Raw genomic sequence first — 13,489 nt, 5'->3', positions numbered from 1 at the left:
GTGTTCAGTGCCGCGTTGCCGGATACCCCCCACCCGTAGTTCACTGTGATCCCGGGCGAACAACAGGAGGCGTATCTCATGGGGGCAGGGCACGACCACGGCCACGGGCACGGCCACGCACCGCCGACCGGTACGGCCGCGGCGGCGTACCGCGGCCGGCTCCGGGTGGCGCTCGCCATCACCCTCGGGGTGATGGTGGTCGAGATCGCCGGCGGCCTGGTGGCCGACTCGCTCGCGCTGATCGCGGACGCGGCCCACATGGCGACCGACGCGCTGGGCCTCGGCATGGCCCTGCTGGCGATCCACTTCGCCAACCGTCCCCCGAGCACCAACCGCACCTTCGGCCTCGCCCGCGCCGAGATCCTCGCCGCCCTGGCCAACTGCCTGCTGCTGCTCGTGGTCGGCGGGTACGTGCTGTACGAGGCGATCCAGCGGTTCGTCACGCCCGCGGACACCCACGGTGGCCAGATGATCGTGTTCGGTCTGATCGGCCTGGTCGCCAACATGATCTCGCTCACGCTGCTGGTGCGCGGTCAGCAGGAGAGCCTGAACGTGCGCGGGGCCTTCCTGGAGGTGGCGGCCGACGCGCTGGGCTCGCTGGCGGTGCTGATCTCGGCCGTGGTGATCCTCACCACCGGCTGGCAGACGGCCGACCCGATCGCGTCGCTGGCGATCGGCCTGATGATCGTGCCGAGGACGCTGAAGCTGCTGCGCGAGACCCTGGACGTCCTGCTGGAGGCGGCTCCGCGGGACGTCGACATGACGGAGGTGCGGTCGCACATCCTGGCGCTGGACGGCGTGGAGGACGTCCACGACCTGCACGCCTGGACGATCACCTCGGGGATGCCGGTGCTGTCGGCGCACGTGGTGGTCCGCTCGGACGTACTGAGCGCCATCGGCCACGAGAAGATGCTGCACGAGCTGCAGGGCTGCCTGGGCCACCACTTCGACGTGGAGCACTGCACCTTCCAGCTGGAGCCGGGCGGGCACGCGGAGCACGAGGCCCGGCTCTGCCACTGACCCCGGCACGGCCGGACCCCGGAACGCGGCGCTCCGCGCTCCCCCGGCGTCCTTGTGTTCGAGACCCCCGGACGGTTCCCTCCGGCACCCGTAGGGCACGATCAAGTACCGGGTCCCTCTTCCGGCGTGCCCGTGCCGGGAAGTGCCGGGAGTGTCGGATTCGTACGGCAGACTTGGTGCGAAGACCGAGGCGAAGGATGGGTATGCCGATCACACCTGCCACCGCGACGCACAGCACGTCGGAAGGGACCGCAGACGCGATTTTCCTCGAACTCGTCGACGAGAAGGGTGTGACCATCGGCACCGCGGAGAAGCTGGCCGCGCACCAGCCGCCCGGGCAGCTGCACCGGGCGTTCTCCGTCTTCCTCTTCGACGAGCAGGGCAGGCTGCTGCTCCAGCAGCGGGCCCTGGGCAAGTACCACTCCCCCGGCGTGTGGTCCAACACCTGCTGCGGCCATCCCTACCCCGGTGAGGCGCCCTTCGCGGCGGCGGCCCGGCGGACCTTCGAGGAGCTGGGGGTCTCCCCGTCGCTGCTCGCCGAGGCGGGCACGGTCCGCTACAACCACCCGGACCCGGCCTCCGGCCTGGTCGAGCAGGAGTTCAACCACCTGTTCGTCGGCATGGTGCAGGCGCCGCTCGCGCCGGATCCCGAGGAGGTCGAGGCGACCGTCTTCGTGACGGCCGCCGAGCTGGCCGAGCGGCACGCCCAGGATCCCTTCTCGGCCTGGTTCATGACCGTGCTGGACGCGGCCCGCCCAGCGATCAGGGAGCTGACGGGCCCGGCCGCCGGCTGGTGAAGCCCCTCAGGGCAGCGTCGCGGGTTTGAGCGGCAGGGCGGCCCAGATCACCTTGCCGCCGCTCGACGTGTGCTCCACGTCCACGACCCCGCCCGCCTCCCGGGCCACCTCCCGCACCAGCAGCAGCCCCCGGCCGCCGGTCTGGCCGTGGTCGGCCTCCAGGGCGGTGGGGCGGTAGGGGTGGTTGTCCTCCACCGACACCCGCACCCACTCGGCGCCGACGGCGACCTCGACGGCGAGCATCGGCGACAGCAGCGCCGCGTGCTTGACCGCGTTGGTGACCAGCTCGGAGACGATCAGCAACAGCCCGTACACCAGGTCCTCCGAGACCGGGACGCCCTGGCGCTGGAGCAGGTCCCGTACGGCGCGCCGCGCCTGCGGGACCGAGGCGTCCACGGCGGGGGCGGTGAACCGCCAGACTCCTTCGTACGGCAGCGGATCCGGCGGCGGAGCTCCGCCTCCCTCTGGACGCGGGTCATGCCCGCGCCCGTGGTTCTCCATCGTCCGGTCGCCACCCTCGCGCTCGATTGTCACCACACGACGAGTGTTGGCAACGACCCGCGCCGGCCCGGATGACTGAACACAAGTCAGCGAATATCGAGCGGATCTGACCGTTGGCGTATGACAAGGTCAGTTGTGGAACGACTCTTGCCCTCCTCGATACCGATTTCGCGAACTATTCGGGTTGTACGGGTATGAGAACTTTCCGAGGTGGACGAGCGCGCCTGCCCAGGGGCGCGGGGAACAGCGCGAACAGCCGCCACGCACCCGCAGCCGCGGCACCACCGAAATTCCGCCTTCCTCGGGCGCGGATACCATCCCGCACTATGGAGCCCCGTCTCGACCACCAGGTCAGAAACGCCGTTGCCACGGTAGTCATTGGCAACCCTGCCAAACGCAACGCGATGACCGCGGAGATGTGGAGCGCCCTCCCGCCCCTCCTCGACACCCTCGCGGCCGACCCCGCCGTGCGGGTTCTCGTGCTCACCGGCGAGGGCGGCACCTTCTGCGCCGGCGCCGACATCTCCACCCTCCGGGGCTCCCCGGCCGAGGCGCAGTCCCTGGCCGTCGCCGCCGAGGAGGCCCTCGCCGCGTTCCCCCGGCCGACCCTCGCCGCGGTCCGAGGCCACTGCGTCGGCGGCGGCTCGCAGCTCGCCGCCGCCTGCGACCTGCGGTTCGCCGAGGAGGGCGCGCTGTTCGGGGTGACACCGGCGAAGCTCGGCATCGTCTACCCGGCCGCCTCCACCCGCCGCCTGGTGTCCCTCGTCGGCCCGGCCGCCACCAAGTACCTGCTCTTCTCCGGAGAGTTGATCGACGCGGAACGGGCGCTGCGCACCGGTCTGGTCGACGAGGTGCTGCCGGAGGGCGGACTGGACAAGCGGGTGGCCGAGTTCACCCGGATCCTGGCCGCCCGCTCGCAGCTGACGCAGGCCGCCGCGAAGGAGTTCGCGAACGGCCGCACGGACCGGGACGCGCACTGGGCGGAGCAGGCACGCGGCAGCGGCGACACCGCCGAGGGCGTCGCCGCGTTCCTGGAGCGCCGTCAGCCGCGGTTCACCTGGGCGGTTCCGCCCCGAGGATGAACCGGCTCGACGAGCGGAGCAGGTCGACGACCTCGGCGGGCGCCGTCCGCGGGGAGCCCGCGTCGTAGGGCGGCTGCGGGTCGTACTCGATGCCGAGCTGTACGGTCTGGGCGACCACGTCTCCGGCGATCCGGCCGATCAGGGTGAGGCCCATGTCGATGCCGGCGGAGACGCCGGCCGCGGTGACGTACTTGCCGTCGAGGACGACCCGCTCCCCGCTCGGCTCGGCGCCGAACCCGCGCAGTGCGTCGAGGGCCAGCCAGTGCGAGGTGGCGCGGCGCCCGTCGAGGAGGCCCGCGGCGGCGAGCAGCAGGGAGCCGGTGCACACGGAGGTCGTCCAGGTACTGCCGGCGTCGGCGGCGCGGAGCCAGTCGAGGAGGGCCTGGTTCGTCATCTGCGGGGTCTGGCCGGGGCCGCCCGGGACGACCACGACATCGGGGTGCGGCACCTCGGCGAAGGTCTTCGCCGCGGTCAGGGCGAGCTGCCCGTTGTCGGTGCGGACGGGGCCGGCCTCCTCGGCGACGAAGACGACCTCGGAGTCCGGGAGGCGGCCCAGGGTCTCGTAGGGCCCCACGGCGTCGAGGGCGGTGAAGCGGTCGAAGAGGACGATCGCGATCTGCATGGCTCTCCTAGCGGGGTGGGCGGACGGGGGCCGGGCTGAACCTGCGCCGGTACTCGGCGGGGGTCGTGCCGAGGGCCCTGAGGAAGGCGCGGCGCATCGCCTCGGGCGTGCCGTAGCCGCTGGCGCGGGAGACCTCCTCGACCCCGTCGCCGGAGTCCTCCAGGAGCCGGCGGGCGTGTTCCAGCCGGACCCGGTCCACGTAGCGGCCGGGCGTCGCCCCGGTCTCGGCCTGGAAGGCGCGCGCGAAGTGGCGGGGCGAGAGCGCGGCGCGGGCGGCCAGCGCCTCGACGCTCAGGTCGCCGTCCGGGTGCTCGGTGATCCATTGCTGGACCTCCCGCAGCGGTGCCCGCCGTGCGGTCTGGGCGGCGAGCTGGGCGCTGAACTGGGCCTGGTTGCCGGGTCTGCGCAGGAACACCACCAGGTGCCGGGCGACGGTGAGCGCGACGTCCCGGCCCAGGTCCTCCTCGACGAGGGCGAGCGCCAGGTCGATGCCCGAGGTGACACCCGCCGAGGTGGCGACGTGACCGTCCCGGACGTAGATCGGGTCGGGGTCGACCTCGACGGCGGGATGGTCGCGGGCCAGCTCGGCGCAGTACGCCCAGTGGGTGGTCGCCCGGTGGCCGTCCAGGAGCCCGGCGTCGGCGAGCAGGACGGCGCCGGTGCAGACGGAGACCAGCCGCCCGGCGCGCGGCCCGTGCGCCCGCAGCCACGCCACCAGCTCCGGGGCGGGCCGCCGGGTGCCCTGGCCGCCGGGGACCAGCAGGGTGTCCGGGTCGCAGGCGTCGGCCAGGGCCTGGTCCGGTACGACGGTCAACCCGCTGGAGGTGCGCACCGGGCCGCCGTCCAGGGAGGCGGTACGGATCCGGTAGCTGCCCGGGGTGTGGGTCTCGGCGCCCGCGAAGACCTCCACGGGGCCGGTGACGTCGAGGCTCTGGACGCCGTCGAAGAGGACGACGAGAACGGTGCGCTGCGCCATGTCGTCGATTGTCGGCCGGTCCGGTGATGGCCGCAATGACGAGCAGCCCACCTTTCCTGCCATGCCGGAGGTCGTACGCGATCTCCATGGGGCCGGACACTGGAAGTCCGTACCAACCAGTCAGTAGCGTGCGCCCATGACAACCGCCGCCCTGGAGCCGCGCGCCGGCCGCCGCTGCAACACCCTGCTCAACTCCCTGCACGCGACCCACTTCTTCAGCCCCGAGCTGGCCGAGGAACTGGCCGCGCTCGGGGTCACCCATCCGCGGGCCGTCAACTTCGCGGTGCGGGCGGCCGCGTTGGGGCGGGTCGGGGCCGGCACGGTGACGGCGACGTTCTACAACTACAAGTACGAGCTGGTGGCCCGGCATGTGCCGGCCGTCTGGGAGACAGCGTCCCCAAAGGACGTCCTCGCCGCACGCGCGCGTGCCGTCGACGCGTCGATGCGGCGGCTGCTCGGCGCGGACGCGGTGGTCTCCGACCGGATGGCCGAGGCGGCGCGGCTCGCGCTGCGCGCCACCGAGGCCTGCTCGCGCTCAGGCCGCCCGCTGTACGCGGCCCACGCGGACCTGCCGGTGCCCCGGGAGCCCCACCTCGCCTACTGGTACGCGAGCACGCTGCTGCGCGAGCACCGCGGCGACGGGCACCTCGCGGCGCTGCTGGTGGCCGGTCTCGACGGTCTGGAGGCGGTGGTGACGCACACGGCGACCGGCAAGGGCATGGCCCCGAAGTGGGTGTTCGCCACGCGCGGCTGGAACCAGGACGACTGGGACGCGGCGGTGCACCGGCTGCGCGAGCGCGGCCTGCTCGACCCCGCGGGTGAACTGACCGAGGCGGGGGTGGCCCTGCGGGCGGACATCGAGACGGAGACGGACCGCCTGGACCGGGCACCGTACGAGCACCTGGGAGCCGACGGGGTGGCCCGGCTGACCGAACTGTCGGCGGACTTCGCGAGGGCGGCGGTGGCCGCGGGGGCGTTCCCCGCGGATCTCATCGGCAAGGGCTGACGCAGCCCCCGCGGGCGTGACGCGGTCCGGGGCGCGGGGCCGGTTCGGCACCGCCGGGGCTGAGCGCCGTTGCGGCGGGTCGGGGGCGCACAGTTCGTCGGAGCCAGACGATCGGGACCGGGCCGGCCCTTCGCCCGACGCGATTCGGCACCGCCGACCAGCACCGTCCGGGCTGAGCGCCGTCGCGGCGGGTCGAGGGGCGCACAGTTCGTCGGAGCCAGACGATCGGGACCGGGCCGGCCCTTCGCCCGACGCGATTCGGCACCGCCGAACAACGCCGTCCGGGCTGAGCGCCGTCGCGGCGGGTCGAGGGGCGCACAGTTCGTCGGAGCCAGACGATCGGGACCGGGCCGTCCCTTCGCCCGACGCGATTCGGCACCGCCGAACAACGCCGTCCGGGCTGAGCGCCGTCGCGGCGGGTCGTGGGAAGCGGGGGGTTCGTCGGGAGCGGGCGATCGGGGTGGGGCGGGCGCGATCGGAGTGGGGGGCTATCCGGGTGGAGGCGATCCGGGCGGGGACGGTCGGGGCGGAGGCGATCCGGGGGGAGGCGATCCGGGTTCGTTCGGGTGGTTCGTTCGGGTGTGCGAGCGGGGCACCCGGGTGTGCGGGGGATTCGTGGAGAGTCCGTGTCGCGGAACGGTGCCCTGGGGCCCGGTTGTCGGTGTCACCTGCCACAATTGCGGCGCAACCTCAGTGGAGAAGGCGGTACGGGATCGTGACGACACCCGGGTCCCTGGTTCCAGGGTCCATCGAAGGCAGGATCGCCGAGGAACTCGGCGTACGGGAGCGGCAGGTCAAGGCTGCCGTGGAGCTGCTCGACGGCGGTTCGACGGTGCCCTTCATCGCCCGCTACCGCAAGGAAGCGACCGAGATGCTCGACGACGCGCAGCTGCGCACGCTCGAGGAGCGGCTGCGCTACCTGCGGGAGCTGGAGGAGCGGCGGACGGCGATCCTGGAGTCGGTGCGGGAGCAGGGCAAGCTCACCCCCGAGCTGGAGGCACAGATCCGGGGCGCGGAGACCAAGGCGCGGCTGGAGGACATCTACCTGCCGTACAAGCCGAAGCGGCGGACCAAGGCGCAGATCGCGCGGGAGGCCGGTCTCGAACCACTGGCCGAGGGGCTGCTCGGGGACCCGGGCGTGGAGCCGCTGGCGGCGGCCGCCGCCTTCGTCGACGCCGACAAGGGCGTAGCCGATCCGCAGGCCGCCCTGGACGGCGCCCGCGCGATCCTCACCGAGCGTTTCTCGGAGGACGCCGACCTGATCGGTGAGCTGCGCGAGCGCATGTGGGTGCGCGGCCGGCTCGCCGCGAAGGTGCGGGACGGCAAGGAGGAGGCGGGCGCGAAGTTCGCCGACTACTTCGAGTTCGCCGAGCCGTTCACCGCGCTGCCCTCGCACCGGATCCTGGCGATGCTGCGCGGCGAGAAGGAGGAGGTCCTCGACCTCGTCCTGGAGCCGGAGGAGGCGACCGAGGGGCCGTCCTCGTTCGAGGGCATCGTCGCCCACAAGTTCGCGATCAGTGATCGCGGGCGGCCCGGCGACAAGTGGCTGTCGGACACGGTCCGCTGGGCCTGGCGCACCCGGATCCTCGTCCACCTCGGCATCGACCTGCGGCTGCGCCTGCGCACGGCCGCCGAGGACGAGGCCGTCGACGTCTTCGCGGCGAACCTGCGCGACCTGCTGCTCGCCGCCCCGGCCGGCACCCGCGCGACCCTGGGCCTGGACCCGGGTTTCCGCACCGGCGTGAAGGTCGCCGTGGTCGACGCCACCGGCAAGGTGGTCGCCACCGACGTCATCTACCCGCACGTCCCGGCGAACAAGTGGGACGAGGCGATCGCCAAGCTGGCCCGCCTGGCCAAGGAGCACGCGGTCGACCTGGTCGCGATCGGCAACGGCACGGCGTCCCGCGAGACCGACAAGCTCGCCGGTGAGCTCATCACCAGGCACCCGGACCTGAAGCTCACCAAGGTGATGGTGTCCGAGGCCGGCGCGTCCGTGTACTCGGCCTCCGCCTTCGCCTCCCAGGAGCTGCCCGACATGGACGTGTCGCTGCGCGGCGCGGTCTCCATCGCGCGGCGGCTCCAGGACCCGCTGGCCGAGCTGGTGAAGATCGACCCCAAGTCGATCGGCGTCGGCCAGTACCAGCACGACCTCTCCGAGGTGAAGCTGTCGCGCTCGCTGGACGCGGTGGTCGAGGACTGTGTGAACGGCGTCGGGGTGGACGTCAACACCGCCTCCGCGCCACTGCTCGCCCGGGTCTCCGGCATCACCTCCGGGCTCGCCGAGAACATCGTGGCCCACCGCGACGCCAACGGCCCGTTCACCTCCCGCGGCCAGCTGAAGAACGTGGCCCGGCTCGGCCCGAAGGCGTACGAGCAGTGCGCGGGCTTCCTGCGCATCCGCGGCGGCGACGACCCGCTGGACGCGTCGAGCGTCCACCCCGAGGCGTACCCCGTCGTCCGGCGGATGGTGAAGACGTCGGGCCAGGAGGTGGCCGCGCTCATCGGCAACACGGGGGCGCTGCGCTCGCTGCGGCCGACGGACTTCGTGGACGAGACGTTCGGTCTGCCGACCGTCACCGACATCCTCAAGGAGCTGGAGAAGCCGGGGCGCGACCCGCGTCCGGCCTTCAAGACGGCCACCTTCAAGGAGGGCGTCGAGAAGATCTCCGACCTGTCCTCCGGGATGGTCCTGGAGGGCGTGGTGACGAACGTGGCGGCGTTCGGCGCGTTCATCGACGTCGGTGTCCACCAGGACGGTCTGGCGCATGTCTCCGCGCTGTCCAAGACCTTCGTCAAGGACCCGCGGGACGTGGTGAAGCCGGGTGACATCGTCAAGGTGAAGGTCCTCGACGTGGACATCCCGCGCAAGCGGATCTCGCTGACGCTGCGGCTGGACGACGAGGCGGCGCTGGCCTCCGGCGGCGAGCGCCGCCAGCAACAGCAGCGGGGCGGCGGCGGGCGTCCGCCGCAGCAGCGGCAACAGCAGCAGCGGCAGGGGGGCGGCGCTCGTCAGGCTTCCGCGCCGCCGCCGGCGAACAGTGCGATGGCCGATGCTCTGCGCCGGGCCGGATTGCTGGGCGGGAAGGACGGGAAGCGCTGAGGGTGTCTCTCGGGGGTGGTGGGGAGCTGCGGGCCCGTCGTGGCTGGTCGCGCAGTTCCCCACGCCCCTGACGGGGCGTGTTTCGCCCCCGGTGCGCCATATTCGGTGGACCGGGATCTGTCGGTCCGGAGACTGGTCGCATGACTGGATCAGACTTCAAGGCCGATCTTCAGACGTACCTCCAGGACGCCCGTGACGTGCTGCTGTGGAAGCTGGAGGGGCTCGGCGAGTACGACGTACGGCGGCCGTTGACTCCCACGGGGACGAATCTGCTGGGGCTGGTCAAGCATCTCGCCGGTGCCGAGGCGTGGTACCTCGGGGTGACCTTCGGGCGGCCCTTCGACGGGGCACCACCGCTGTGGTTCACCGGTGCCACGGAGCCCAACGGAGATCTGTGGGCGCGGGCCGACGAAACGCGTGCGGCGACAGTCGGCGTGTACCGGCGGGTCTGGGCCCACTCGGACGAGACGATCGCCGCCCTGCCGCTCGACGCGGTCGGGCGGCTGCCCGTCGACCCGCCGAGGGAGATCACCCTCCACCGCGTCCTCACCCACCTGGTCGCCGAGACCCAACGGCACGCCGGTCACGCCGACATCGTGCGCGAGCTCGTCGACGGGGCTACGGGGCAGCGGGCGGACGGCGCCAACACGGCGCCCGGCGACGCGGCGGCCCGGGCCGAGCACCGGGACCGGGTGGAGCGGGCGGCCGAGGAGGCCGGGCGGGGCGGCCGGTGAACGACAGACGAAAGGATCATGTCGACTCGCCGTCGTACCTGTGGGCGCCCCATGATCGTGCATAGCGTTCGCGCCATGCGTACACGGGGTGGAAGACAGGTTCTGGTGGCCGGCCTGCTGATGGTCGCAACTGTGGCCTGTGATTCGGGAATTCACTATTCCGTTCCCGACGCGTCCGGCACGTACGAGACGACGGCGCGCCCCACCGCCGCGGCGACGTCGGCCTCCCCCGCTCGACGAACCGCCAAGGCGGCCGAGGCCACCGGGGCACCGACGCCGAGGCGGACGGCCCTCCCCTCGAACACCCGGTCCCGCACCGTCGTCCCTCCGCCCACCGCTCCCGCATGCACGGCCCGCGACCTGACGGCCTCGGAAGGGCCGAACACCACGTACGACCACGGTGGGCCGAGGCGGTCCGCCACACAGGTCGTGTTGCGCAATCGCTCGGGCTCGGCATGCGGGCTGGGTGGCTGGCCCGGTCTCACCTTCTTCGGCGATGGCACCATCTACATCTGCACGACGCCGGACGCCTCACCCTGCCCCGATGTGGTGAGTACCTCGGGCACCCGGTCGTTCAAGGTCACCCGCTCCCCCGCGACGGCCCCTTCCACGGTGGTCCTCGCTCCGGGGCGCACGACCACCTTCACGATGTCCTGGGCGTTCTGCGTCATAGACCTCGAACGGCCTTACGGAGTCGACATCCGGGTGCCCGGCGACTCCCGGCCGCTGACCCTCACGCACTTGAAGAACGTGGATCCGTGCGAGGAGCAGGTGGAAGTCACCCCCTTCGGTGTCACCACCTGACTTGATGCACGCCCGTCATCAGACCCGCGACGAGGCCGGCTTCGAGGGCGCCGCGGCCCCGGTCCCCGGCGGCCGCGGCGGGCAGCACCCTCGACACCGCGTCGAACCGGCGCCGTACGACGAGGACGACCAGGGCGGCCGGCGGAGCGAGCATGGCGACCGCCTGCACCGTGCCGACGAGCGCGTCGCGCAGGGCGGGTGGCAGCGCGGTGGCGGCGGTGAGCAGGCCCTGCTGTGCCCTGCGGGCGAAATCCCGGGTGGCGACCGCCACCAGCAGCGTCAGCGCGAGGGCGGCCAGGGAGACCAGCAGCCGCAGCAGGTCGGCGGCGCGCCGCACGTCCCGGGGCGGCGGGGCGTCGACGGTGGGCGCCGCCCCGTCCGCGGCGGCTTCGCCCACGAGGTCGGAGGAGAGCAGCATGCCGTGCCGGTCGGTCATGCCCCGCCTCCGGCGAGACCGCGAGGACGGCCCATGCGCGCGCTCCTTCGGGCACAGGTCCGGCCCGCCCGGACGCCGGTCCGTGGTTCCATGCGGCAGGAGCTGCGCGCCTCCGTCGAATGACTGTCAGAGAGACCCGGTCGGCCGGCGGATCAGGTCCCCTTCGGGGGCTGGGCGGTGCCGTTCATCCGGGCGCGGTTCTCCGCGAGCAGTTCCTGGACGCGCCGCTCGACCTCCACGGGGTCGATGCCGAGGGCGCGGCCCATGTGGATGGACCACACCTCCGAGCGCACGTTGGTCTCGAAGTCCAGGTCGGCGCGGACGTTCTCGCGGGCGGCCTGGCGGTTCTGGCTCACCATCACGAAGGTGGACAGGAAGATCGCCTCCAGGCTGACGATCATGGTGAGCAGGCCGAAGGGGAACGGGTCCCAGATCGCGCCCTTGCCGAACACGCCCTCGTTGCAGACGATCCAGACCGCGAACCACAGGGCGTGCAGGTACACGAACCCCATGGTCCCGGCCCAGGCGGTGATGGCGTCCGCGATCCGGTCCTGGGTTCCGCGCAGTTGCGCGAGGACGTCCTCTTCGTTCGTGATCCGAAGGGCCGGGTGCTTCGGCGATGAGCTCATGGACACTCTCCTGGCAGGTGTGCGGTGCCGGGCCGGGCCGGGCCGGGTTGTCGGGCGGCTGCGGGTGCGTCGTGGTTGCTCGCGCAGTTCCCCGCGCCCCAAAAGGGGGCGCCTGCAGCCCGGGAGTTCTAGCGTTCGGTCACCTTGCCCGCCGCAACCTCCAGGCGGCGGGTCACGTGGACCGCGTCCAGCATGCGGCGGTCGTGGGTGACCAGGAGGAGGGTGCCCTCGTAGGTGCCGAGGGCGGACTCCAGCTGTTCGATGGCGGGGAGGTCGAGGTGGTTCGTCGGCTCGTCCAGGATCAGGAGGTTGACGCCGCGGCCCTGGAGGAGGGCGAGGGCGGCGCGGGTGCGTTCGCCCGGGGAGAGGGTGGTCGCGGACCGGAGCACGTGGTCCTGTTTGAGGCCGAACTTGGCGAGCAGGGTGCGGACTTCCACCGGTTCGGTGTCCGGTACGGCCGCGCAGAACGCGTCCAGCAGGGATTCCGTGCCGTGGAAGAGCTTGCGGGCCTGGTCGACCTCGCCGACCACCACGCCCGGGCCGAGGGCGGCGTGCCCGGCGTCCAGTTCCAGCCGGCCCAGCAGCGCGGCGAGCAGCGTCGACTTGCCCGCGCCGTTCGCGCCGGTCACCGCGACCCGGTCCGCCCAGTCGATCTGGAGGGAGACCGGTCCGAAGGCGAAGTCGCCGCGCTGTACCTCCGCGTCCCGCAGGGTGGCGACGACGGCGCCGGACCGCGGGGCCGCCGCGATCTCCATGCGGAGTTCCCACTCCTTGCGGGGCTCCTCGACGACGTCCAGGCGTTCGATCATGCGCTGGGTCTGGCGGGCCTTGGCGGCCTGCTTCTCGCTGGCCTCGCTGCGGAACTTGCGGCCGATCTTGTCGTTGTCGTTGGACGCCTTGCGCCGGGCGTTCTTGACGCCCTTGTCCATCCAGGAACGCTGCATCTGGGCCCGGTCCTGGAGGGCGGCCCGCTTGTCGGCGTACTCCTCGTAGCCCTCGCGGGCGTGCCGGCGGGCCAGGTCGCGTTCCTCCAGGTAGGCGTCGTAGCCGCCGCCGTAGAGGTTGATCTGCCCCTGGGCGAGGTCGAGTTCGAGGACCTTGGTGACCGTGCGGGTGAGGAACTCGCGGTCGTGGCTGACGACGACCGTGCCGGCGCGCAGGCCGGTCACGAACCGTTCGAGGCGTTCCAGGCCGTCCAGGTCGAGGTCGTTGGTGGGCTCGTCGAGGAGGAAGACGTCGTAGCGGGAGAGGAGGAGGGAGGCGAGGCCGGCGCGGGCGGCCTGGCCGCCGGAGAGGGCCGTCATCGGCTGGTCGAGGTCGACGGCCAGGCCGAGGGAGTCGGCGATGTCGTCGGCGCGCTCCTCCAGGTCGGCGCCGCCCAGGTCGAGCCACCGCTCCAGGCTCACGGCATAGGCGTCGTCGGCGCCCGGTGCGCCGTCGACCAGGGCCTGGGTCGCCTCGTCCATCACGCGCTGTGCCTCGGCGACCCCGGTGCGGCGGGCCAGGAAGGCGCGGACGGTCTCGCCCGGCCGCCGCTCCGGCTCCTGGGGCAGGTGGCCGACGGTCGCGGTCGGCGGGGAGAGCCGCAGTTCGCCCTGTTCGGGGGTGGTGAGCCCGGCGAGCAGGCGGAGCAGGGTGGACTTGCCCGCGCCGTTGGCACCGACCAGACCGATCACGTCCCCGGGCGCGACGACGAGGTCGAGCCCGGAGAAGAGCGAGCGGTCGCCGTGCCCGGCGGCGAGGTTCTTGGCGACGAGGGTGGCAGTCATCAGAACGCCGATC

General features: G+C 72.6%; 13 protein-coding genes. 7 read left to right on the top strand and 6 right to left on the bottom strand.

Features of this window, described 5'->3' with window-relative positions; genetic code table 11:
- Window positions 1–78: 78 nt before the first annotated feature.
- The gene (locus tag ACGF5O_RS29145; protein WP_393812850.1) at window positions 79–1,020 is read left to right on the top strand and encodes a cation diffusion facilitator family transporter; all 942 of its coding nucleotides are present in this window, start codon (window positions 79–81) and stop codon (window positions 1,018–1,020) included.
- 203 nt (window positions 1,021–1,223) lie between these two features.
- Window positions 1,224–1,817 (top strand): isopentenyl-diphosphate Delta-isomerase, encoded by a 594-nt coding sequence (gene idi, locus ACGF5O_RS29140; protein WP_362579649.1) that lies wholly within the window; start codon window positions 1,224–1,226, stop codon window positions 1,815–1,817.
- A 6-nt stretch (window positions 1,818–1,823) separates the two neighbouring features.
- Here the strand turns inward: idi and ACGF5O_RS29135 are convergent, their stop codons facing one another.
- Complete coding sequence (locus ACGF5O_RS29135) at window positions 1,824–2,318, bottom strand: ATP-binding protein (RefSeq protein ID WP_393813115.1); 495 nt, start codon at window positions 2,316–2,318, stop codon at window positions 1,824–1,826.
- A gap of 326 nt (window positions 2,319–2,644) precedes the next feature.
- On the opposite strand from ACGF5O_RS29135, the gene ACGF5O_RS29130 reads away from it, so the two are divergent.
- Window positions 2,645–3,400: an enoyl-CoA hydratase/isomerase family protein gene (locus ACGF5O_RS29130; protein WP_393812849.1), complete on the top strand. Its 756-nt coding sequence runs from the start codon at window positions 2,645–2,647 to the stop codon at window positions 3,398–3,400.
- Here ACGF5O_RS29130 and ACGF5O_RS29125 read toward each other — a convergent pair.
- Window positions 3,372–4,022, bottom strand: coding sequence for a DJ-1/PfpI family protein (locus ACGF5O_RS29125; RefSeq protein ID WP_393812848.1), 651 nt, complete (start codon window positions 4,020–4,022; stop codon window positions 3,372–3,374). The genes ACGF5O_RS29130 and ACGF5O_RS29125 overlap by 29 nt on opposite strands.
- Window positions 4,023–4,029: 7 nt before the next feature.
- A complete protein-coding gene (locus ACGF5O_RS29120; protein WP_393812847.1) occupies window positions 4,030–4,998 on the bottom strand; it encodes a GlxA family transcriptional regulator in 969 nt (322 codons plus the stop codon).
- A 136-nt stretch (window positions 4,999–5,134) separates the two neighbouring features.
- Between ACGF5O_RS29120 and ACGF5O_RS29115 the strand changes: the two genes are divergently transcribed.
- The 4 genes from ACGF5O_RS29115 (at window position 5,135) to ACGF5O_RS29100 (ending at window position 10,642) form a co-directional block, all read left to right on the top strand.
- Window positions 5,135–6,004, top strand: a complete 870-nt coding sequence (locus ACGF5O_RS29115; RefSeq protein WP_393812846.1) for a hypothetical protein — start codon at window positions 5,135–5,137, stop codon at window positions 6,002–6,004.
- A gap of 715 nt (window positions 6,005–6,719) precedes the next feature.
- Window positions 6,720–9,104, top strand: a complete 2,385-nt coding sequence (locus ACGF5O_RS29110; protein ID WP_393812845.1) for a Tex family protein — start codon at window positions 6,720–6,722, stop codon at window positions 9,102–9,104.
- 140 nt (window positions 9,105–9,244) lie between these two features.
- Window positions 9,245–9,838, top strand: a complete 594-nt coding sequence (locus ACGF5O_RS29105; RefSeq protein ID WP_393812844.1) for a DinB family protein — start codon at window positions 9,245–9,247, stop codon at window positions 9,836–9,838.
- A gap of 18 nt (window positions 9,839–9,856) precedes the next feature.
- Window positions 9,857–10,642, top strand: coding sequence for a DUF4232 domain-containing protein (locus tag ACGF5O_RS29100; protein WP_393812843.1), 786 nt, complete (start codon window positions 9,857–9,859; stop codon window positions 10,640–10,642).
- Here the strand turns inward: ACGF5O_RS29100 and ACGF5O_RS29095 are convergent.
- The 3 genes from ACGF5O_RS29095 to ACGF5O_RS29085 all read right to left on the bottom strand — a co-directional run bounded on the left by ACGF5O_RS29095 (window position 10,632) and on the right by ACGF5O_RS29085 (window position 13,476).
- A complete protein-coding gene (locus ACGF5O_RS29095) occupies window positions 10,632–11,078 on the bottom strand; it encodes a hypothetical protein (protein ID WP_393812842.1) in 447 nt (148 codons plus the stop codon). The two genes, ACGF5O_RS29100 and ACGF5O_RS29095, sit on opposite strands and share 11 nt — an antisense overlap.
- Before the next feature lie 152 nt (window positions 11,079–11,230).
- On the bottom strand, window positions 11,231–11,707 hold the full coding sequence (locus ACGF5O_RS29090; RefSeq protein ID WP_393812841.1) for a DUF1003 domain-containing protein: 477 nt from the start codon (window positions 11,705–11,707) through the stop codon (window positions 11,231–11,233).
- A 128-nt stretch (window positions 11,708–11,835) separates the two neighbouring features.
- The gene (locus ACGF5O_RS29085) at window positions 11,836–13,476 is read right to left on the bottom strand and encodes an ABC-F family ATP-binding cassette domain-containing protein (RefSeq protein WP_393812840.1); all 1,641 of its coding nucleotides are present in this window, start codon (window positions 13,474–13,476) and stop codon (window positions 11,836–11,838) included.
- Between the last annotated feature and the right edge of the window lie 13 nt (window positions 13,477–13,489).

Origin of the sequence: Streptomyces sp. NPDC048291 (assembly GCF_043201715.1) — a bacterium.
In the GTDB taxonomy this organism is placed as follows: Bacteria; Actinomycetota; Actinomycetes; order Streptomycetales; family Streptomycetaceae; genus Streptomyces.
Note: the sequence above shows the minus strand (reverse complement) of the source record. Positions and strands in the feature narration are given on the sequence as shown.